Here is a 22,929-nt window from a genome sequence, read left to right as displayed (position 1 = left end):
CAAAACTTGAATACGCTATTTAACTACCCGCAAGATATTCGAAAAGCAATTTACACAACCAATGCGATTGAATCACTCAACAGCGTGATACGTAAGGCTTTGAAGAAGCGTAAAATCTTCCCAAATGATGAAGCGGCAACTAAGATGGTTTATCTAGCGATTAAAGATGCCAGTAAAAAATGGACTATGCCCATTCAAAACTGGCGTCAGGCGATGAGTCGATTTATCATCGAGTTCGAAGACCGTGTCGAGAAGCACATAAACTAAATGTCAGTTACACAGAATCTGTTACAGCCTCAACACTTATCGACCAATCATGTACATCATCTCCACAAGACGCCGTGAAATCATCCTTGATGGCTTCATTGTGGCATCCATGCCACAAAGACTTGTTCCGATAATGCACATGATTTTGTTCAAATAACGTTCGTGATCTCACCTTGCGGTATAGTTTTCAAACTAAAAAGGCTTAGTTTCAAGAAAGTCTCAAAACTAAGCCTTATCAAAATTGGTGCTAATTCTTTATAACGAGGTTTATAAAACTAATAATCGCTTTCTAGCACTTATTATCTTTGATTACTACAGAACTGACCGCAACACTAGTTGCTTCATTATAAAGCACGAAACAACCATCACTATCATTAAAAACTGTTGAATCAAAGTCCTTAAATGTATATGCGATATGTTTATTTGTTGCAAGAGCTGTACTTTGTGGTCGAATAATTTGAACCCAATCATCCTGAAGTCCATCTACGGCAGCACCAATACCTGTCGATGTTGCAGCTGGGTATCCATACACAACATCAATATTATCAACTGAATGACTAGGAAGTGTCTCAACACCTTCAATGGCAGATCGGCTATAGACAATAGAACCGGCACCGAGCATCGCACCTTTCAAACCTTGCAAAGAAGATTCTCTTGCATCAGATTGCAAATTCAAAAAACGAGGCGCTGCAGTTACCGCTAAAATACCGAGAATAACAATAACAACAACAAGTTCAATTAGTGTAAAGCCACGTTTTTTTTGCATATTTAAACCTATATAGTTTTGCTATTGTTGAGAGACGAGATTAACAACCAGTTGAATCTATACTGACTATAGGAGCTTGGCCTTTTGCACTCGCTTCACTATATTGTACATAACAAGCATCTTGCCCATCATTTAATGCATCTTTAGTTTCTGCTGCTCTAACATATGCTTGATTGCCACCTTGCTGTTTCGGTTGGTTTTTCCCTGTAGAGCTTAGGGTATTTGTAGAGCCACCAGAAGAAGAACCAATAGGCGTTGGAACTTGAGGTGTAGGAGCTTTAGGTACAGGAGGTACTCCAATAACGGACTTCGTTTTCCACTCAGTATCATCATCTAGCCCCTGAACCGCAGCAACAATACCTGCTGATGTTGCTTTAGGGTAGCCATATGCAATTTCAATCGTTTTTCCACCATATACAAACGACTCGTCATTACTGGTTTCAATACCCTCAATCGCAGCTTCACTATAATCAATTGAACTGGCACTAACCATCGCATCTTTCATACCTTCAAGCGCTGAAATACGAGCGTCTTTTTGTAGGTTTAAAAAGCGAGGGGCTGCGACTACAGCCAAAATGCCGAGAATCACGATAACGACAACAAGTTCAATTAGTGTAAAGCCACGTTTCTTTTGCATATTTATCTACCATTGCGGGTTGAATTAATTTGTTACAGTTATATATTTTAGGCTGTAAAATATATAACACAAGCTCAAAACAGCTATTGACGATATGTCTTAAATGGAAAATATGTTACCAAGGCGTAAACTTAGGGGACATTCATCCCCTAGCTTAATTAATATAAAGGCATTTCATCGGCAACAAATGGGTTACTTGCTCGCTCTGCACCAATGGTTGATTCTGGACCGTGGCCGGGAACAAATCGGGTTTCATTACCCAATGCCCACAGTTTAGTTTTAATTGAGGCAATTAAAGTATTGAAGTCACCTCTAGGAAAATCCGTGCGCCCTATTCCACCTTTAAACAGAACATCGCCTACAAATGCCATTTTTGCTTCTTCATTAAATAGCACTACGTGGCCAGGTGTGTGTCCTGGAGTATGCACCACATTTAATGATTGATGACCAAAGGTAATCACATCACCTTCATCAAGCCAATGACTTGGTTCAAATGCTTCAATTACTGGAAGACCAAATTTATCGGCTTGCGCTTCTAAGCCTTGCAGCCAAAAATTATCGTCTTTGTGTGGACCAATAATCGGCTTATTTAATGCTTGAGCCAGTTCTTCACTGCCACCCACATGATCGAGATGACCATGGGTTAACAGCAACTTTTCAACATCGACATTTAATTGTTCTATCATCATCAATAATTGTTTTACATCACCGCCAGGATCAATCACAACGCCTTTCATTGTTTCATCACACCAAACAATAGAACAGTTTTGTTGAAACGGAGTTACGGGAACAATTTGATACTGTAAAGCCATGAGAAACCTTTATATTTGTCGAGAAAATCTAAGCAGGAATATGACAGTTTATCTTTATAAACTCAAGTCTAGCCGTGCCATGAGCGTACCGCGCCAGTATCAATATGCACAAATTGACTACCCGGATAATAGCCCACACCACCAGCCTTGATGCTTAATGCCGCATCATGCACCTTGGCAATATCGACTCCCGCGATTCTTATATCTATCGCTCTGCCCTGCATATGTAAGCTTTTTCGAGCTACGCCCTTGTGCCCATGAGCTCGCAAGGATTCATTCGTGGCAGGTGAACGATACCCTGAGATAATTTGGATCTCAGCATCGGTATTTAATACTCGTTGTATTTGGCTTAATTGAGTCAACAGGCGTTTATCCATCGGATGGATTTCATTTCGTCGAAAGTCACGACAGATATGATCAATTTTACTCAGTTCACTTTTGACAAAAGTTTGTCCATCAAAATAGCAACTTTGTAAACGCTCACCGGTATGTAGGTTATTAAATTTGATGATTCTAGCGGAGCTAGGTGATGCTAAAGCAATTTTTGGTATTGATATTAAAGCAGCAGCTCCTAATGAAACCTTTAAAAAATGACGACGTTTTACATCCAACTCAACCACAACAAACCCTACAACTGTACACAAAGCGCACACTTTACCTGTTGTTTAATATTTAATCAAATAAGTGGTCTATTTTGGATTTGAGTACTATTGATATGCGACTGAGTTAATGATTAATGAATGAAATGCTCGCGATTGGCTAATTCTGCATTAACTAATTGCGACTTTGTCGCAACGCCATCATAACCATAAATATCATGTCGAATAAAAATACGACCTGATTCTACCCATGAGGTTTTATAGATTAAGTGGACAGGTAAACGTCGTTTAAGCGGTATTCGTGCATTGGCTTTTTGTCCTACAGGAGAAATATTGCTCTTACGAAATCCTTGAGTTTTAGATAAGGAATGAGCAAATTTATCCGCATGTTGCACGCGAATACAGCCTGAACTAAAAGCGCGAGAAGGCTTATCAAACAAATGTTTAGACGGGGTATCATGCAGATATATAGCTCGTCGATTCGGAGTATTAAACTTATACACACCTAGCGCATTATGCTTACCAGATAATTGGCGCATACGGAAAGGAAAAGTTTTAGGGTTCACTTGACGCCATTGTATGACAGCGTGATCAACCACCACCGGATTCCCCCAGCCTTTGATGACTTGGATACCTTTCTGACTCAAATATCCAGGATTATAACGCAGCTTAGGGATGATATCCTCGCGCATAATTTTAGGCGGTACATTCCAAGTCGGGTTTAAGAACATCGAGTCCATTTTTATCTCTAATAATGGCGTTTTCCGGCTCTGTTTTCCAACAATCACTTTAGATGAGAAAGCCACTCTGCCTTTATAGTAATAATTGAGATCAAAGCTAGGTAAGTTAACCAACACCAATGCTTGTCTTTGTGTTGGCCATAAGCGACTTCTTTCAGCATTTAGTGCTAAACGGCGAATCCGCTCTTCTATAGGATAATTAAGCCATTCTACTGTCTTAGGCCCAATAATGCCGTCAGCACTCAACCCATGTTGACGCTGAAAATCAACCACCACTTTTTTTAACGCCTGCCCGTACCAATCTATTTCTTTTACCGATTCTGCAACCACTAGCCCTGCAAGATCTAATCGAGTAAACAGTACCTCTTTATCCGGTAAGGTTTCCCCTACACGCACAACGCTACTGACATTATATAGTGGAGGCGCGTCTAACATTGCCCCCTTTAAATCATCTATTGCCGATTGGTATTCTCGATAAACGGCAGAATCTGCCCCTAGCGTCATTAAGTATGGGGTTAATTTCTGATTGGAAATCGCCGATTTTAAAGCATCGACTGCGGCTATAGGAGGTGATGCCCACATCTTGGGTAAACCCTGTCCATAAAGCCAAGTGTATTTATTTTCATTGAGCAAAACTTGATAGCTGACTAAGGCCAATAAGGTATCCGTTGCCACTACGTCATATTGATAATACTGCTGTAACTCTCGCAAGCTCGCTAAGATGTTTAAACGTTTTTCAAAAAAAGGGCTTATATCGGCAAGGGTTGCCATCTCGATGAGATCTTCAAGTAACTGGCGATCATGCGGTTGCAACCAAATCAATTGATGATGATTGAAGGCGTACACTGATTCTGTGGTTTGAGGGTAACGAAAGGTTTGTTCTATAGGCGTTGAAGAATCTACCCAGCCAAGTGAGTGCAGCATACTTTGCGAATAGGTAGGACTAGAAAGGGCGCAAATGGTGACAATTATCAACCACCACGCCCTCTTTTGTATCAAGGCCATAGTTGTTACTCAAAGAGAACATACTTTAAAGTATGGCAAACAACTCTGGTTTTCTCGAACAAATTTGCTTTTCTCGAACAAATACTCAGGATTTGTTCTTTAGTCGGTATTACATATCGAGATTGTGCTTACCATGCGAAACTTTAGCTTTTAGGTAATTTTCATTACCGTGCTTCACATGCGCGTGAGTATGTACCACTTCTTCAATAGTGATGCCATGCTCTTTAAGTTCGCGAATTTTCTTCGGATTATTAGTCACCAGACGAATCGTTTGTACATTTAGCGCTTTAAGCATTTGCGCGGCTTCTTCAAAGTCACGCAAGTCATCGGCAAAGCCTAATTGGTTATTGGCTTCATAGGTGTTTAAACCTTCGCTTTGTAATTTGTACGCGTCGATTTTGTTATAAAGACCAATGCCGCGACCTTCTTGGCGAAGATACAACAAAATACCGCCCTGCTCTGCCATTTTATTGATGGTTTCATCCAATTGCTCACCACAATCACAACGTGACGAATGAAAAACATCTCCCGTCAGACATTCTGAGTGCATTCGAACTAAAGGCGCTTGTTGGTTTTTATCCGCTGATTTAAAAATTAGAGCAACATGCTCTTTTTCAGTTTTTAAGTCATGAAAAGAAAGAAGTTCAGTTTCAATATCACTGTTTACTCCAACTTTTAATTCTACGCGGGCTCTTACTTCTGCCATAACCATCTCTTTCTTAATTATTTTTTGTAGCCAAATACTGGTTCTACAATTACAAGTTTAATATGGGGGTTAAATAAAACTGTTTCAAGGTTTTGATCTAGATCAAATTTAGAAATTGGTTCACTCAACTACAAATTGATACATTACAACATATCTTAGGTCATAAACTGATATTTGACCATATTATCAATAGTAAACTTTGTTTTATCTATCTGATTTTATTAATTATCTTCGCTTAGTTATTAAGACATAAAAAAACCGAGCACTTAGGCTCGGTTCTTAATATTTAACAAAAAGGTTTACTCTTCGTTATCAGACTCATCTTGAGAGGCTTGATCTTGCTCTTGATCTTGAACTTGAGTTTGTGCTGCCTCTGGTGCTTCAGAAGATGTTTGTTCACCCTCTTCATCACCGATAACTTCACTTTCTTCAATCTCATCAATACGCTGTAGTGCAACAACGTTCTCGCCTTCAACAGTACGAATCAAGGTAACACCTTGAGTATTACGGCCCACTTGGCTCACTTCAGAAACACGAGTACGAACAAGCGTACCGCCGTCGGTGATCATCATGAACTCATCACCTTCTTCCGTTTGAACTGCACCAACAACACTGCCGTTACGCTCGGATACTTTAATCGATACTACACCTTGCGTTGCACGGCTCTTAGAAGGATATTCTTCTAACTTAGTACGTTTACCGTAACCATTACGTGTCACTGTCAATACATCACCTTCATTTGAAGGGACAATCAAAGAAACAACTTTGTCACCGTTTGCCAGTTTAATACCGCGAACACCAGCTGCAGTACGGCCCATTGGACGTACACCTCTAAACTTGATTTCTTGAACGCCATTTTCATCAAGAACTGGGTTTCCTTCAGCGTCTACCGCAGGAATTTCTTCAGCTTCTTTGAAACGAACAACTTTACCAAACTCAGAGAACAGCATGATCTCACTGTTACCGTCAGTGATATCAACGCCAATCAGGGAATCATCATCACGTAAGTTAACGGCAATTAGTCCATTTGAACGAACATTAGAGAACGCAGAAAGTGCTGATTTTTTAACCGTACCGTCAGCCGTTGCCATAAAGATATATTTATCTTCACTAAACTCAGATACTGGTAGAATCGCCGTGATACGCTCACCTTCTTCTAAAGGAAGGATGTTCACAATAGGCTTACCACGAGCATTACGACTTGCTAATGGCAATTGATACACTTTCAGACGGTAGGTTTTACCACGAGTTGAGAAACATAGAATGTTATCGTGAGTATTAGCAACCAGAAGACGATCGATATAATCGGTGTCTTTCATCTTAGTTGCACTCTTACCTCGACCACCACGACGTTGTGCTTCGTAGTCACTCAAGATTTGATATTTAACGTAACCTTCGTGAGAAAGTGTAACAACCACATCTTCTTGAGCAATCAGCTCTTCCATATCGATATCATGGATAGCAGCTGTAATTTCGGTACGACGCTCATCGCCATAGCCTTCACGGATAGCTTCTAGTTCTTCAACGATCACTTCCATTAAGCGTTCTGTGCTTGCAAGAATGAACATTAGCTCTTCGATTTCATCGAGTAGCACTTTGTATTCGTCTAAGATTTTCTCGTGTTCTAGGCCTGTTAGTTTTTGCAAACGTAGGTCTAGAATTGCTTGAGCTTGTTGCTCAGTTAAGAAGTATTGACCATCGCGAATACCAAACTGCTCTTCTAGCCACTCTGGACGCGCTGCATCTGTACCTGCGCGTTCAAGCATTTTCGCAACAAGACCAAGGTCCCAACCGCGAGCCACTAGGCCAGCTTTTGCTTCTGCTGGTGTGGTTGCTTTACGAATCAGTTCGATAATTTCATCAATGTTGGCCAATGCTAATGCAAGACCTTCAAGGATATGAGCACGGTCACGCGCTTTACGAAGTTCAAAAATAGTACGACGAGTAACAACTTCACGACGGTGATCAACAAACGCCTTTAACATTTCTTTAAGGTTAAAGTGTTTAGGTTGTCCTTTATCAAGAGCAACAATGTTGATACCGAAAGTAGTTTGCAGCTGAGTATGTGCGTATAGGTTGTTCAGAACAACTTCACCTACTGCGTCGCGCTTACATTCAATAACAATGCGCATGCCGTCTTTATCAGACTCATCACGAAGTGCACTGATGCCTTCTACTTTCTTGTCTTTTACCAGTTCTGCGATTTTTTCAATCAAGCGAGCTTTGTTCACCTGATATGGGATTTCAGTCACGATGATCGTTTCTTTACCCTTGCTATCGGCTTCGATGTTCGCCTTAGCACGCATGTAAACTTTACCGCGACCGGTGTTGTACGCGTCAATAATGCCCTTACGGCCGCTAATTAGCGCAGCTGTCGGGAAATCAGGTCCTGGAATGTATTCCATTAGCTGATCAATAGTGATCTCTTCATCTTTGATGAATGCCAAACAGCCATCGATAACCTCTGTTAGGTTATGCGGTGGGATATTGGTTGCCATACCAACAGCAATACCTGATGAACCATTGATTAGTAGGTTCGGTACACGCGTTGGTAATACAGCAGGAATTTGTTCAGTACCATCATAGTTAGGTACGAAATCAACGGTTTCTTTCTCAAGGTCAGCAAGCAACTCATGAGCAATTTTCGACATGCGCACTTCGGTGTAACGCATTGCCGCCGCAGAGTCTCCATCGATAGAACCAAAGTTGCCTTGTCCATCTGCCAGCATATAACGCAATGCAAAAGGTTGCGCCATACGAACGATAGTATCGTATACAGCACTGTCACCATGCGGGTGATATTTACCGATTACATCACCAACGACACGCGCTGATTTTTTATAAGGCTTATTCCAATCATTGCCCAATACGTTCATTGCAAATAAAACGCGTCGGTGTACGGGTTTCAAACCATCACGAACATCAGGTAGTGCTCGGCCTACAATGACGGACATTGCATAGTCAAGGTACGAGCCTCTAAGCTCGTCTTCAATATTTACCGGTGTGATCTCTTTCGCTAGATCGCTCATAGAGCCATTGTCCCTCTATTATTAGATCGTCTTTTCGATTCCTATAAGATTAAAAAAATATAACACAATTTTCCTAGTTTCGGCATTACTTTCATTAGCAGTTAAGCTTATGTGATGTGCGTTCCCTCTTAGATGACCATTATTTACACTATTCACAAATTAGTGTTTAAAAAACAGGCGGTTTAACTCCCCTATAGGCATAGACATCTCATCACGTTCACAGCAAATGCATTCATGGTTTAGTTCAGGTTATAATAAGCCAAACTCTGCAAAGCGTGATGAATATGGAACAAGGAAAAAACGTCGATCCTGCTGAAATTAAAAAATTTGCTGATATGGCGAGTCGTTGGTGGGATAAAGAAGGGGAATTTAAGCCCTTACATCAAATTAACCCTCTACGTTTACAGTATGTTCAAGACACTGTAGGCGGCGTATTTGGCAAGAAAGTACTCGACGTCGGCTGTGGCGGCGGCATATTAGCCGAGAGCATGGCTCTTGAGGGTGCGAAGGTGACTGGTTTGGATATGGGACGCGAACCATTAGAAGTGGCTCGTCTTCACGCACTGGAGAGTGGCGCTAAGCTAGATTACATTCGCACGACTGTAGAAGAGCATGCCGCAAACTGCGCCGAGCAATACGATGTTGTCACCTGTATGGAAATGATAGAACACGTCCCTGACCCACAATCGGTGATTTCTTCATGTGCAAAATTAGTCAAACCTGGCGGCTATGTTTTGTTCTCGACGCTTAACCGTAATTTAAAATCGTATTTGTTTGCCATTGTTGGGGCGGAAAAGATTCTGAAACTGCTTCCTCACGGTACACATGATTTTAATAAGTTTCTTACCCCTGGCGAGTTAATCAAAATGGTTGACCATACCCCACTACAAGAAATTGGTATTACCGGATTAAGCTACAACCCACTGTTTGATTCTTACTCTCTAGGTCGAAACGTGGATGTGAACTACATTGTTGCCACTCAAAAAGAGCAATAAGTTCGATTATTAACAGTTAACGACTCTCTGAATCTGAACGTTGTTTAATCAGAGAGTCTCCTAGCAAATCTCATTTCATTTTTCACGCTTTATCGCATTTTTTATTGCAGTTTTTCGACTTCAGTTCCTTCTAGAAACGATCCTTTTCTTTGATAAAGATCAAGTTAATTATTTTTGTATCGCTCGTTTTTGAGTCATCAGAAAGCGTCATAAAAGCGCAAGTCTTTTGCTGTGTATTCTCATCGGTAAGTGATCGCTAACCCATAAATTTTCATCCACCGTTTATCCACAGAACTATTTTTCCGTCAAACTTGAAAAGTGCCACTAACCGCACTATCTTGTAACTCGCTAAGGGTTACACCCCTATATGTAGTGTTTTCATCAAAAGCAGATGAATACATGGATCATAAAGTCATCGCGAACTATCAACTCATTATTAAATCGCGTGCCTATCACCATTGATGTTATGGATATCAAACCGAATGAATCAAAAACTTACCGTCACCAAGCGTCATGGACGCAAAGAAACGATCGACTTGGAAAAGATCCATCGTGTGATTACTTGGGCTGCTGAAGGCCTAGACAATGTATCGGTCTCCCAAGTTGAGCTAAAGTCTCAAATTCAGTTCTATGACGGAATCACTACTTCTGATATCCATGAAACAATGATTAAAGCGGCTGCCGATCTTATCTCTGAAGATACGCCAGACTATCAATACCTTGCTGCTCGCTTATCAGTATTCCATCTACGTAAGAAAGCTTACGGTCAATACGAGCCGCCAACACTATTTGATCATGTTTCAAAATTGGTTGAAGCGGGTAAATACGATAAGCACATTATCGAAGACTATACTCGCGAAGAGATTGAAACTCTGGATTCATTTATTGACCACAGACGCGATCTTAACTTTTCTTACGCGGCGGTTAAGCAGCTTGAAGGTAAGTACTTTGTACAAAACCGTGTCACTAAAGAAATTTATGAAAGTGCACAGTTCTTGTACATTCTAGTCTCCGCGTGTTTGTTCTCTAAATACCCTAAAGAGACACGTTTAGACTACATCCGTCGTTTTTATGATGCGGTTTCTCTATTTAAAATTTCACTGCCAACACCTATTATGGCGGGTGTTCGTACCCCTACTCGCCAGTTTAGCTCTTGTGTATTAATTGAATGTGGCGACAGCCTAGATTCAATCAACGCAACGGCTAGCTCCATTGTTCGTTACGTTTCTCAACGTGCCGGTATCGGTATCAATGCAGGTCGTATTCGCGCGCAGGGTTCTGAAATCCGTAACGGTGAAGCATTCCACACTGGTTGTATTCCTTTTTATAAATACTTCCAAACTGCGGTTAAATGTTGCTCACAAGGCGGCGTACGTGGTGGAGCGGCAACGGTCTTCTATCCATTGTGGCACGGCGAAGTGCAAAACTTATTGGTATTGAAAAATAACCGTGGCGTTGAAGAAAACCGCGTTCGTCATATGGATTACGGCGTACAGCTAAACAGACTGATGTACTCTCGCCTTATCTCAGGTGGCCACATTACCTTGTTCTCTCCATCTGATGTTCCAGGGCTATACGATGCCTTCTTTGAAGATCAAGATGAGTTTGAGCGTCTTTACGCGCTATACGAAGCCGATCCTAATATTAGAAAAGAGCAAGTTAAGGCCATTGAACTGTTTAGCATTTTGATGCAAGAACGTGCTTCAACCGGTCGTATTTACATTCAAAACGTTGATCACTGTAATACTCACAGCCCATTTGATTCAAAAGTTGCGCCAGTACGTCAATCAAACTTGTGTCTTGAGATTGCACTGCCAACTAAACCACTTAAAAACGTTGAAGACGAAGAAGGTGAAATTGCCCTTTGTACGCTATCAGCGTTTAACTTAGGTGCTATTAACGAGCTTGACGATCTCGCAGAGCTTTCTGAGTTGGTTGTTCGTGCACTTGATGCCCTACTTGATTACCAAGATTACCCACTACCTGCGGCACGCAAGTCAACCATGAATCGCCGTACACTCGGTGTTGGTGTGATTAACTATGCGTACTACCTTGCAAAAAATGGTGCTAAATACTCTGATGGTTCTGGTAACGCGTTAACTCACCGTACCTTTGAAGCAATTCAATACCACCTACTAAAAGCGTCAGTTACACTGGCTAAAGAGCAAGGTGCATGTCCTTTATTTAATGAGACTAACTACTCTAAAGGTATCCTGCCAATTGATACCTACAAAGACTCACTAGATAAAGTCTGTGGCGAACCATTACACTACGATTGGGATGCATTGCGTCAAGAGATCATGCAGCACGGTCTGCGTAACTCAACCCTAACCGCATTGATGCCATCTGAAACATCATCACAAATTTCAAATGCGACCAATGGCATTGAGCCACCGCGTGGTTATGTATCAGTGAAAGCATCAAAAGATGGCATCCTTAAACAGGTTGTTCCAGAATTTGCGAAATACAAAGATAACTACGAGCTATTGTGGGATATTCCAAGTAACGATGGTTACCTAAACCTTGTCGGCATCATGCAAAAATTTGTAGACCAAGCTATCTCTGCAAACACAAACTATGATCCAAATAATTACGACAGCGGCAAAGTACCAATGAAATTACTGCTTCGTGATCTATTAAATGCATACAAAATGGGCGTAAAAACCCTGTATTATCACAACACTCGTGACGGTGCTAAAGATGACCAAAACGATGTTGTGGCAGAAGAAGATGACTGCGTAGGCGGCGGTTGTAAAATATAATCATTAGCTTAGGGGTGTGCAAACGCCCCTGCTTTGCTGTTTAACTTACAGAATAATCGAGATTAATATGGCTTATAGTACTTTTACTCAAACCAAAAATGACCAACTTAAAGAACCTATGTTTTTAGGTCAGCCAGTTAACGTTGCTCGTTACGATCAGCAAAAATTTGAAATTTTTGAAAAGCTAATTGAAAAACAATTGTCGTTTTTCTGGCGTCCAGAAGAAGTTGATGTTTCTAGTGATCGTATTGATTACAACAAGTTACCTGATCATGAAAAACACATTTTCATCAGTAACCTAAAATACCAAACTCTGCTGGATTCAATTCAAGGCCGTAGCCCTAACGTTGCATTGCTGCCTCTTGTTTCTCTACCAGAAGTAGAAACTTGGATTGAAACTTGGTCATTCTCTGAAACGATACATTCTCGTTCATATACGCATATCATTCGTAATATCGTCAATGATCCATCAACAGTGTTTGATGATATCGTTGAAAATGAGCACATTCTTAAACGTGCTAAAGACATTGCGCATTTCTATGATGACCTTATTGAAACAACCAATGATTATCATCGTTATGGCGAAGGTAAGCATCAAATTAACGGCGAAACCGTTACTGTTGATCTGCATACCCTAAAGAAAAAACTCTACCTATGCTTAATGTCAGTTAATGCACTAGAAGCGATTCGTTTCTATGTGAGTTTTGCTTGTTCATTTGCTTTTGCAGAGCGTGAATTGATGGAAGGTAATGCTAAAATCATCAAACTGATTGCAAGAGATGAAGCGCTACATTTATCAGGCACTCAGCATATGATTAACATTCTGCGCAACGGTCAAGATGACTTTAGCTTTATGCAAATTGCCGAAGAATGTAAACAAGAGTGTTTCGACTTATTCAAAGATGCGGCTGAACAAGAAAAAGAATGGGCTGAGTACCTATTCAAAGACGGTTCAATGATCGGTCTTAATAAAGACATTCTTTGCCAATACGTTGAATACATCACCAACATCCGCATGAACGCGGTTGGCTTGGGTACTGCTTATCCTGAAGCAACTAATAATCCAATTCCTTGGATTAACGCTTGGTTATCATCAGATAACGTTCAAGTTGCGCCTCAAGAAGCAGAAATCAGCTCATATCTTGTAGGTCAGATCGATAACGAAGTCTCTTCTGATGACTTTGAAAACTTCGAACTTTAATCTTTGATATAGGCTTAATTCATCATGTACAGAGTTACGATTAATAAAGTGACTAAGTTAGTAAACTCTAGAAGCACTACCCTATTAGAGTCAATGGAAACATCTGGATTGAAACCTGAGTTTAATTGCAGAGACGGGCACTGCGGAGCTTGTCGTTGTAAGTTAAGTTCAGGGGAAGTCGAATATGTAGGATTTGCGATGGCTTATTTAAAAGCTGATGAAATCCTACCTTGCATCTGCAGGGCAAAATCCGACGTAACTCTTGAAGGTGTTAATGTGCATAATAAAATACTGACCGCTTCTTAAGCGTGTGAGTTGTGCCTTGCTTTAATCGGCTATCGACACTTTGTACTGTGTAAATGAAAACACTATATAAATAAAAGTTCTGTGCAAATAAAAACGCCCTTAGCATTACTGATGTTAAGGGCGTTTTACTGTTTTTATTCTCTGAAAAGAGATCAGAGACTTACTACGATTGATGTTAACCTGCCAGTACTGGCACCCAAGTATATAAAGAGTCTGCATCAGAAAATTGATTTCTACTTTGACATACCATCCAATGATGGTGACCTAATACACTTTCTGCATCCAATTCACAAACTTGTTTGTTGCCCATCAAGTTACCATCATCACCAAACAGTTTAAGTTGATAGCTTGCGCTTTCGATAGGATGAGTCACTTCTTGCTGAGACAAAACACCAGGATTAAATATTGAGATACTTCGCCATAAGGCTAATAAATTAATCTGGTCTGAATGTTCAACCTCTCCAAGCAATATCTGCTCCGTACCTACGTTATACCAGACTTCAATCCTTGACTGATTATGCATAATATCCCTCCCTAGCCATAAGTGAGACAACACTTATTAAAAGTGAAAGAACATTATAAGCCTTGTTGCACAACCGAAGAATAGTGAATTATTCTAATCTTAAAAACATCCAATTTTCACTTTAAAATCAAACAATTAGCCTTTAGAACAAAACGTTATATTACTTTTAACTCAAGTGACATAAAGAAGTGACAGTGCCAATAAAACATGAGCAAAGTCACAGTTTTTTTACGTTTGAAGCTACTCGAGTGACACTCCCATAGTCCGCAAAGACTGGTTTATTATCTAAGCTTCGACGTAACATATCGACTGCGATAGCGGAAATCACTACTTTTCTGGCTTGGAAACTGTATTCTCTTTTAAATTCAACGCATTGAGACGATATTTTATCCTGATCAAGTAAAGATAGTTGTACGCCACCTTGCTGGGTATCTTTAATGAGAAATCCATTACTACCTGATTTTTCTAGAGAAAATTGACTATACAGTGATTCAATCTGCTCAATTTCAGTATCCAATACCACTTTACAAGGTTGACTCGGCAGATTCACCGAATTAATCGCCACCTGATGATTTTCAGCACTATTGGAAATCCAATGGTGCAAATACCCTTGAGTCGAATAATCAAACAACGCCAAACTTTTAGCGTGTTGTTTCAGTAATGCCATCGTGTTGTCTCGAATATCTTGATTAATCGAAACCGTGTTCGCTGTCAGCTCTTGTTCAACATCAAGCAAAAAAGCTTCTACTGCTGGTGTTAACTTAGTATAAAAAACTTTCACTTCAATAAAAGGCAATGCCGAGCGATAACCTAGCGTCACATCATCAGGTTTGGTTAAAGCCTCGATTTGATTGGCAATACCAGACTCTGATAATCCAAACGTGTAAATTCTATGAATCTGTTTATCTGGCACTTTGCAATATTGCAGCTTGATGTCAGATAAGATGAATTGCGACATCGCCTTAAATTCATGAGGCACCCCTGGCGTGAAATAACAAGTCGCTTGCCCCACTTGAGTGCTAAAGCCACAAGCTGTGCCTCGTGGATTATCAATAAGCCTGCTGCCTGCAGGAAGCATTGCTTGCTTGATGTTGGAGTCAGGCATTGGACGCTGCCATTTTGCAAACATTTGCTTCATTCTGACCACCCACTCATCATAGAGTACCAACTCAGTGTTTGTGGCTAACGCTGCTGCCTGCGCGGTCATATCATCACTGGTTGGCCCAAGTCCGCCATTTACAATCACCACATCATGATTTTTTGCCAGTTGGGTTAAACCATTTGAGATAGCGTCTAATGAATCAGCAACAGTTAAACGTGTCGTCATCTGGAAGCCATTTTCGAATAAAAAGGCAGATAACCAACTCGCATTGGTATCCACAATATCACCAAACAGTACTTCTTCACCGGTACTTAGCATTGCGATACGTGGCGTTTCTATTTGTTGCAAATATTCGGGTTTTTTTTGTTCAGCTTTGTTCATAATACGGCCTTTAACGCACTTACTCATTAGCAAACAACATAGGTTGACGCTTTGTTAAGCAACAGAGTAAGAGTCACTTTGCTGGTAAAACAAAAGGTAACAAATGTTAAGTTATTGTTTTATTTAGTCTAAAAATAAGAGATAATTGTGAAATGGATCAGATTAAATGGCATAGGGATATTGCGTGCATTTAAAAAAACTTACCACATCATTATTAGGATTGATAAGTAGCGCAGCTATTGCTGATTACGATAGAAGTCAGCATATAGAGCTATCTTATGAGTCAACTTGCAATAACTCCTATCAATATTGCATGAATCAACCTAATGATTACCGCTCCCTTTCACTCGATGATAGTGAACAACAACTGGACATTCAAGCCAGCCCCTACCCTATGCACTATACCATATCTGATGGTAAAGACTGGGACTACCTAGCAGAGCAAACCTATACCATATTAGGACTGAGTATTGCCACTGTGGGCCTTATGACCTTACTCCCAGAAAGCATTACTAAATGGGAAGATGACGATAGAGATCTTGGGAAACTCGGTGACAAATGGGTTGATAATGTGACATCTGGCCCAACCTGGGATAGAGATGAGCATTTTCTTAATTACATCATGCACCCCTACTTTGGCGGCGTTTATTACACAGCAGCAAGACATGCAGGCTTTAATGAATTTGAATCCTTTGCCTACTCATTTACCATGTCTACCTTCTTCTGGGAGTATGGCGTAGAGGCCTTTGCCGAAGTACCGTCTTGGCAGGATTTGTTCATCACTCCTGTATTTGGTGCAGTAGTCGGTGAATTGATGCTGCAAGGTGAGCAGAACATTCTTGCCGATGGAGGTCGCGTATTAGGCTCAGAGACCATGGGTGATATCTCTTTGTTTTTCCTTAACCCAGTAGGCCAAATTCATTATTGGATTACTGACTCTTGGGGCGGTGAAGCGCAAGCAACCTTTGTCACTAACCCTTGGTTTGGTTATCACGATGCCGCGGTTTTTGCACTGGATGCTGGCGCACCTTACGATAAACAGTTCTTCGGTATGCAGCTTCACTTGAGATTTTAATGCTTAATTAAAATGTAAAAGTTAAAGCACAAAAAATCGCGCATTAGCGCGATTTTTTGTGCTTAGCCAAACTCAACTGCGGTTAAGCGGCATCATTATCTACTGAGTCACTATCTAGCGAATCATTGTCTACCGAACGTACCCCTTTAGGATTGTCCGTTCTCACTTCTGCAAAATCATGACTAAAATGATCAACCTGAATAGCGCGATAACGCAGTTTGTCGGCTTCCAATACCTGATTCACTTCTTGCTGGGACAAAATGCCAAGCTGTTTAGTTGTATTAAGCTTATCTTGAAGCGACTGCTTCTTGTTTATGTGCCCATCTTTAATCGCCTGAGTGACTTTCTTCTCAATAGGCGCGACAGACAACATCGCATCAAACGCTCTTTCCATGATCCCAATAGCGTCATCTTCTTTATCACTGACATAACACAGTTTGGTTAAACGCTCACGATGCTCGCCTTGTTCCATAAGAAGTTTGGATACTTGTAAGGTAAGCTCATCATTTGGCGGTTGGAAGTGATTACCCAATGGAAAGACTAACGCTTTCATTGCATATTTCGCCCAACCTACCGGGAAGTTGTTATAAGCTTGCTGTAAAGAGTTCGCCCCTTTATTCAAACAATACTCGACCGCATATTGAACAAAAGCCAAATCTTTTTCTTGCTCACCTTCATCTTGATACTTTTTCAATGCCGCTGATGCAAGATACAAATAGCTTAGTAGATCGCCCAATCTTGCAGAGATCAACTCTTTACGTTTTAGGTCGCCGCCTAAGGTCAGCATGGCAAAATCAGAACTTACTGCCAGTGCACGACTTAAACGAGTCATGTCTTTGTAGTAGGATTTAGTTTTACCTTTGACTGGGCTTGAAACAAATAACGAACCCGTTAATGCTGCGGTTAATGCACCAACACTATTTTTTGTCGCATGACCGATATGTTTGAACAGCAAGCTATCAAACTTCGCTCCTGCCTTTTCAGTATCAGCTTCAGAAGCAAGCTCCATTTCATCTAATACATACGGGTGGCATCGGGTGGCACCCTGACCAAAAATCATTAGATTACGAGTTAAGATATTGGCCCCTTCTACCGTAATCGCGACCGGAATTCCGTAATAAGGGTGAGAAAGATAATTCATCGGACCTTGCTGTATCGCTCTTCCCGAATGTATATCCATGGAGTCATTGAGAATATCACGAGCAATCTCTGTCATATGATACTTAGCAATAGCGGTAACAATGCCCGGTTTTTCACCACTATCAAGCGCCGTGGTGGTCAATGTTCGGCTCGCTTCTAATAGATAAGTCAAACCCCCTATTCGACCTAAACTTTCTGCAACCCCTTCGAATCGACCAATTGATAAGCCAAATTGTTTACGCACTAGCGAATAGGCGCCGGTTGTTTTTGAGGTTAAATGGCCAACGGAGGCGCCTAATGCTGGCAGTGAAATGCCGCGACCTGCCGACAAACACTCAACTAACATGCGCCAGCCTTTACCCGCAAAATCTGCACCACCAATTAGCCAATCCATCGGAATAAACACATTTTGCCCACGAGTTGGGCCATTCATAAATGCCAGACCAATAGGATCATGACGCTCTCCGGTTTCAACACCCGGATGAGAGGTAGGAATTAAGGCACATGTAATCCCAAGCTCAGTACCTTTTCCTAGTAGATTCTCAGGATCATTAAGTTTAAACGCCAAACCCAGTACCGTAGCAACGGGCGCTAAAGTGATATAACGCTTATTCCAACTGAGATTAATGCCGAGTACTTTCTCACCATTGTATTGGCCATAACACACCTCACCCATATCAGGGATTGCGCCTGCATCAGAGCCAGCTTCTGGCCCGGTTAATGCAAAACAAGGAATGTCAGTACCATCGGCAAGTCGAGGTAACCAGTACTCTTTTTGTTTATCGGTTCCGTAATGGGATAATAACTCGCCAGGCCCTAATGAGTTAGGCACCATTACCGTCACCGCGGCACTTAAGCTGCGTGATGCAATTTTGGTGACTATGGTTGAGTTTGCCAGAGAAGTGAACTCACGCCCGCCAAATTCTTTCGCTATCATAAGTGAAAAGAAGCGTTCTTTTTTAAGATATTCCCAGACGTGAGGCGGCAGATCTCGGTCTTTTTTGACGATCTGATAATCGTCAATCATATCCAGCAGTTCTTCTACCTGATTATCAACAAAGCTTTGCTCTTCAGCGGTTAGGGTCGGTTTTGGATAAGCATGTAATTTAGTCCAATCAGGAGAGCCTGAGAATAACTCACCCTCCCACCAAACACTGCCCGCTTCCATTGCTTCACGCTCAGTGCTTGATAAAGGCGGTAATACCTTTTTAAACATCTTAAACGCCGGATCACTTATCCACTTTCTTCTATAAGAAGTCATATCCTTCCCCTTCCCTTATTAATTCGAATTAGTTGGCGCACATTCCTGAGGCCAAAAATGGAACAATCTGTTCAACTATTTCTTCTACATCAATGTCTGTCTCAAATTCACTATTAGCGATATCGAGTAATGCTTCACTAGAAGCCATAGTGAATACGCAAGCTCCTAGGGTGAAATGCAATCGCCAAAATAGCGTTTGTTTATCTAAATTTGGATTGGCTCTGCATACTGCTTGGCTGAACTTATCCAGTACATGTCCATAGCGAGTAGTTATAAACCACCTTAAATGCCCTTGAACATCGCTATAGCCACGCCCAATAAGCAATAAAAAACGACCAGCCCCTTTATCAGATTGGTTATTTAGATGAAATAAAGGAGATTTAAGCGTGTAAAACACATCTTGCATTGTTATCTCTGATTGAAGTTCAACTTGATCAAGCTCTCGCTCTAACTGAGGCATAAACTCTTCAAGATAACGATCCAGTACTGCGCGAATCAGCGTTTTCTTATCACCAAAGTGATAATTTACTGAGGCTAAATTGACGTTAGCGCCACCAGTAATACGACGAAGTGATGTTTCCTTGAATCCATTTTCTGCAAACAAAGACTCTGCGACCTCAATGATCTTTTGTTTTGTTTCCAGTCCTGCACCCATAATCAATCACCTGTATTAAACACTCGTTTGAATTTAACAATAGATTAACATGAAATCAACAATAAAATCGCAAGAGGTACGACCAGATCACCTAATAACGATAAATAGAAAATAAAGGAAGGGATTGTTTTCAATGAAAACAATTAGTTAGCTTATGTGAGTACATTTCGTTAAATTTAATTGAATTAATATTGAACTCTTTTGTAAACGGCCAGTCTTACTTAACGTAAGCAACAATGTTTTATGAATTTTTTTCCATCAAATTCGAGTATTTTTATGTTGGTTACAACCACTGTTTTTTTCATTTAACTCCTATGTTTTGTATAAGCCCAATTCTTTTGATTGGGCTTTTTTTTTGTGTGCTGCATTCTCGATAAATTCGATCAAAAAAAGGGAGAACCTTTCGGTTCTCCCTTCCTGATAACAATCTTAAATAAAATTCGTTATTATTTAGCTTCTGCTGTTTTAACGTTCACTACGGACTTTTTTGGCAGTGATACACTCAACAAAACGTAACCAATAACAGCGGCAAGTGTTGAGCCCATCAAGATACCTAAGCGAGCGTGTGTATTAAAGTCTGCGGTTGCACCAGTAAACGCAAGTGATGCAATAAACATTGACATGGTAAAGCCAATACCACACAGCACAGAGACCGCGAAGATATGTCGGAAATCAATTCCTTCAGGTAGTTTGGCAACGCCAGACTTAACCGCAAGCCAACTGAAGCTGAAGATACCTAGAGGCTTACCAAGAAGCAGACCCATAGCGATACCCATTGGCAATGTAGAGCCTAGTGTCGACAGTGAAATACCTTCTAGCGATACACCAGCATTGGCAAAAGCAAACACAGGTAGAATCAAGAATGATGACCAAGGGTGTAAGCCGTGCTCTAAATGTTTCAGAGGAGAACGTTCGCCCTTTTTACCTTGCAACGGAATAGAGAAACCAATCACTACGCCAGCCAGTGTTGCGTGAACACCTGACTGCAGAACCGCAAACCAAAGAATCGCACCAACAATGATATACCATCTAAGTGCCGTCACTTTTTTATGGTTCATGTAGAAGAGTAAACCGGTCATTGCAAAGCCAATCGCTAATGCCATAGTAGAAAGATCACTACTGTAGAACAGCGCAATAATCACTACAACACCAAGATCATCGATAATAGCAAGGGCAAGTAGGAAAACCTTAAGGCTAACAGGAACTCGGTTACCCAACAGTGCCATGATACCAAGAGCAAATGCGATGTCTGTTGCAGCAGGGATAGCCCAACCTGCAAGTGCATCTGGGTTGCCCATATTAAACAGTACATAAACTAAAGCAGGTGCAACCATACCACCGACAGCAGCGATGGCTGGAAAGATAGCGGTTTCGCGAGATTTTAGAGCACCTTCAAGAAGTTCTCGTTTTACTTCCAAACCGATAAGTAAGAAGAACAGTGCCATTAGGCCATCGTTCACCCAATGGGAAACAGACATACCTAAAATATAAGATTGAAGCCCAGCTTGATAAGCATCATTAAGAGAAGAGTTAGCGACCAGCATTGCCAGTGCAGCAGCAATCACTAAAATTATTCCACCAGCTGATTCCATCTTGAAGAAATCTTTCAGCATTTGATTCATATTATAACCTTTACATTTGTGATTAGAATCACACAACTAAGTGGCGCATATTTTACCAAATTGAAACATTAAAAAAATTCGCTTGTTCAGACCTAAAGCTTCGGTATTTCCGAATAAAAGCAAATTATGCACTTAAATTCACCATATCAATGATTGCAGCCAACCATTAAAATAATACGATAAGTTTAGCACATCCAGTGTAGAGGCATTTAGTATCGTTATAGGTTAACTAGTAACCTATTAACTGCATGTATCCATTAGCTTTTATGTTTCCCGTGGTCTTCATCCTACCCGACCAAGATGGGATTGAAAGGTTGGCCCATTGATTATAGCGAGCCGTCCTTGCCGTCAAGAATATATCAAAGTCTGGTACGTTAATGGCCCACTTCAACGGTAAGATCTTTCCATTCGCTAACGTTGACTGACTTAAAAAATGCATATCAATTTGATCGCTATTTAATGCCACATGCCCACCATCAGGGGTGAATAAATTACCGAACACATACGGCTGAACATGATCTTTGTACTGAGTTTTAACGACAGATAACACTCGGCCATCTTCAAGTCTCAACATTATATGGGCATAACCTGACTGACCGGTGCCAATAATGTCCGTTCCCCATACTTGGCTAAATGAGGCTTTCCCTGACACACCTACCATCTGATTACCGATGGTAATTGTTCCAGAAGTATCAACATAAGGAGCAGAATATCCATAAAATGCTCTAGAGACTAAATCATGAGTGATCTGATAACCTCTATCACCTAAGGGGATATATGGCTGAGTAAGTTCAGTGGTTAATTGAACTTTAAATTGTTCTGTTGAAATCGAAACTCTGCCCGGAATTGGGGAGTTTGAAAATGAACGAATAGCCCAATTATCTATAGATAATTGATAAGGACGTTGGCGAATCCCGACTATACCAATACCGCCTCGAGCAAAACGCTGCTCAAGAAACACCTGCTCCGGTGTGGTTACAATCGCCTGTGAAGTATATATTTGAGGTGATTCCCAACTCACGCCTTGCACTTCTGACATAGCGATTCTAAATAGAAACCACTGCACTAGATACTCTTCACCTTTGTCATCTTTAAGTGTGGCAATAAAACGCCATACTTCGTGCTGATATTTTGGGTGCACCGTAAAATCGGCAGGAAATGATACCTTTCTATCAGGTAAAACAGGCTCAAAAGTCGACTCTGCCGCCAACTTTTGTTGCGTAACTAAATAAGCTTTATCTCGTTGTACTTCCAAATAGTGTTGAACAACTAGCCCAACACCAATCAAAGTGACAATAAAGGCGACCAGAACTATCAAGTATTTTTTTAAAATCTTTGGCATTTA

General features: G+C 40.9%; 19 protein-coding genes. 6 read left to right on the top strand and 13 right to left on the bottom strand.

Going from position 1 to position 22,929, the window contains the following annotated elements; all coding sequences use genetic code 11:
* On the top strand, nucleotides 1-267 hold a 267-nt coding region (locus A9260_RS01450), incomplete at its 5' end, for a transposase (protein ID WP_197485277.1).
* A gap of 289 nt (nucleotides 268-556) precedes the next feature.
* Here the strand turns inward: A9260_RS01450 and A9260_RS01445 are convergent.
* From A9260_RS01445 to gyrA, 7 genes are all read right to left on the bottom strand, one after another.
* Nucleotides 557-1,033 (bottom strand): type II secretion system protein, encoded by a 477-nt coding sequence (locus A9260_RS01445; RefSeq protein WP_068695460.1) that lies wholly within the window; start codon nucleotides 1,031-1,033, stop codon nucleotides 557-559.
* 40 nt (nucleotides 1,034-1,073) lie between these two features.
* Entirely contained in the window at nucleotides 1,074-1,670 is a 597-nt protein-coding gene (locus A9260_RS17230) for a type II secretion system protein (RefSeq protein ID WP_068695458.1), read from the bottom strand.
* A 158-nt stretch (nucleotides 1,671-1,828) separates the two neighbouring features.
* Nucleotides 1,829-2,482, bottom strand: coding sequence for an MBL fold metallo-hydrolase (locus A9260_RS01435; RefSeq protein WP_068695456.1), 654 nt, complete (start codon nucleotides 2,480-2,482; stop codon nucleotides 1,829-1,831).
* Between the two features lie 68 nt (nucleotides 2,483-2,550).
* Complete coding sequence (locus A9260_RS01430) at nucleotides 2,551-3,093, bottom strand: YcbK family protein (RefSeq protein ID WP_068695498.1); 543 nt, start codon at nucleotides 3,091-3,093, stop codon at nucleotides 2,551-2,553.
* Between the two features lie 122 nt (nucleotides 3,094-3,215).
* On the bottom strand, nucleotides 3,216-4,796 hold the full coding sequence (locus tag A9260_RS01425) for a L,D-transpeptidase family protein (protein ID WP_231892621.1): 1,581 nt from the start codon (nucleotides 4,794-4,796) through the stop codon (nucleotides 3,216-3,218).
* 139 nt (nucleotides 4,797-4,935) lie between these two features.
* Nucleotides 4,936-5,532 (bottom strand): GTP cyclohydrolase II, encoded by a 597-nt coding sequence (locus A9260_RS01420; protein ID WP_068695452.1) that lies wholly within the window; start codon nucleotides 5,530-5,532, stop codon nucleotides 4,936-4,938.
* 299 nt (nucleotides 5,533-5,831) lie between these two features.
* Nucleotides 5,832-8,561 (bottom strand): DNA topoisomerase (ATP-hydrolyzing) subunit A, encoded by a 2,730-nt coding sequence (gyrA, locus tag A9260_RS01415; protein WP_068695450.1) that lies wholly within the window; start codon nucleotides 8,559-8,561, stop codon nucleotides 5,832-5,834.
* A gap of 284 nt (nucleotides 8,562-8,845) precedes the next feature.
* Here gyrA and ubiG point away from each other — a divergent pair, with 284 nt between their 5' ends.
* The 4 genes from ubiG (at nucleotide 8,846) to yfaE (ending at nucleotide 13,825) form a co-directional block, all read left to right on the top strand.
* Nucleotides 8,846-9,556 (top strand): bifunctional 2-polyprenyl-6-hydroxyphenol methylase/3-demethylubiquinol 3-O-methyltransferase UbiG, encoded by a 711-nt coding sequence (gene ubiG / locus A9260_RS01410; RefSeq protein WP_082957157.1) that lies wholly within the window; start codon nucleotides 8,846-8,848, stop codon nucleotides 9,554-9,556.
* Nucleotides 9,557-10,038: 482 nt separating this feature from the next.
* The gene (nrdA, locus tag A9260_RS01405; protein ID WP_068695446.1) at nucleotides 10,039-12,318 is read left to right on the top strand and encodes a class 1a ribonucleoside-diphosphate reductase subunit alpha; all 2,280 of its coding nucleotides are present in this window, start codon (nucleotides 10,039-10,041) and stop codon (nucleotides 12,316-12,318) included.
* A gap of 67 nt (nucleotides 12,319-12,385) precedes the next feature.
* Nucleotides 12,386-13,519: a class Ia ribonucleoside-diphosphate reductase subunit beta gene (gene nrdB, locus A9260_RS01400; protein WP_068695444.1), complete on the top strand. Its 1,134-nt coding sequence runs from the start codon at nucleotides 12,386-12,388 to the stop codon at nucleotides 13,517-13,519.
* Between the two features lie 24 nt (nucleotides 13,520-13,543).
* Entirely contained in the window at nucleotides 13,544-13,825 is a 282-nt protein-coding gene (gene yfaE, locus A9260_RS16530) for a class I ribonucleotide reductase maintenance protein YfaE (RefSeq protein WP_082957156.1), read from the top strand.
* A gap of 175 nt (nucleotides 13,826-14,000) precedes the next feature.
* Here the strand turns inward: yfaE and A9260_RS01395 are convergent, their stop codons facing one another.
* Both A9260_RS01395 and A9260_RS01390 read right to left on the bottom strand, forming a co-directional pair.
* Nucleotides 14,001-14,348: a hypothetical protein gene (locus A9260_RS01395; RefSeq protein WP_068695442.1), complete on the bottom strand. Its 348-nt coding sequence runs from the start codon at nucleotides 14,346-14,348 to the stop codon at nucleotides 14,001-14,003.
* Between the two features lie 217 nt (nucleotides 14,349-14,565).
* Nucleotides 14,566-15,831, bottom strand: coding sequence for a molybdopterin-binding protein (locus A9260_RS01390; RefSeq protein ID WP_068695440.1), 1,266 nt, complete (start codon nucleotides 15,829-15,831; stop codon nucleotides 14,566-14,568).
* A 184-nt stretch (nucleotides 15,832-16,015) separates the two neighbouring features.
* Here A9260_RS01390 and A9260_RS01385 point away from each other — a divergent pair, with 184 nt between their 5' ends.
* Nucleotides 16,016-16,906, top strand: coding sequence for a DUF3943 domain-containing protein (locus tag A9260_RS01385; protein WP_068695438.1), 891 nt, complete (start codon nucleotides 16,016-16,018; stop codon nucleotides 16,904-16,906).
* Between the two features lie 82 nt (nucleotides 16,907-16,988).
* Here the strand turns inward: A9260_RS01385 and A9260_RS01380 are convergent, their stop codons facing one another.
* The 4 genes from A9260_RS01380 to A9260_RS01365 form a co-directional block, all read right to left on the bottom strand.
* Nucleotides 16,989-19,307 (bottom strand): acyl-CoA dehydrogenase, encoded by a 2,319-nt coding sequence (locus A9260_RS01380; protein WP_082957155.1) that lies wholly within the window; start codon nucleotides 19,305-19,307, stop codon nucleotides 16,989-16,991.
* A 28-nt stretch (nucleotides 19,308-19,335) separates the two neighbouring features.
* A complete protein-coding gene (locus A9260_RS01375; protein ID WP_068695436.1) occupies nucleotides 19,336-19,962 on the bottom strand; it encodes a TetR/AcrR family transcriptional regulator in 627 nt (208 codons plus the stop codon).
* Between the two features lie 446 nt (nucleotides 19,963-20,408).
* Nucleotides 20,409-21,584, bottom strand: coding sequence for a Na+/H+ antiporter NhaA (gene nhaA / locus A9260_RS01370; protein WP_068695434.1), 1,176 nt, complete (start codon nucleotides 21,582-21,584; stop codon nucleotides 20,409-20,411).
* 229 nt (nucleotides 21,585-21,813) lie between these two features.
* The gene (locus A9260_RS01365; RefSeq protein WP_068695432.1) at nucleotides 21,814-22,926 is read right to left on the bottom strand and encodes a lipocalin-like domain-containing protein; all 1,113 of its coding nucleotides are present in this window, start codon (nucleotides 22,924-22,926) and stop codon (nucleotides 21,814-21,816) included.
* Nucleotides 22,927-22,929: the final 3 nt, after the last annotated feature.

The organism is Vibrio sp. UCD-FRSSP16_30 (genome assembly GCF_001676025.1).
In the GTDB taxonomy this organism is placed as follows: Bacteria; Pseudomonadota; Gammaproteobacteria; order Enterobacterales; family Vibrionaceae; genus Vibrio.
Note: the sequence above shows the minus strand (reverse complement) of the source record. Positions and strands in the feature narration are given on the sequence as shown.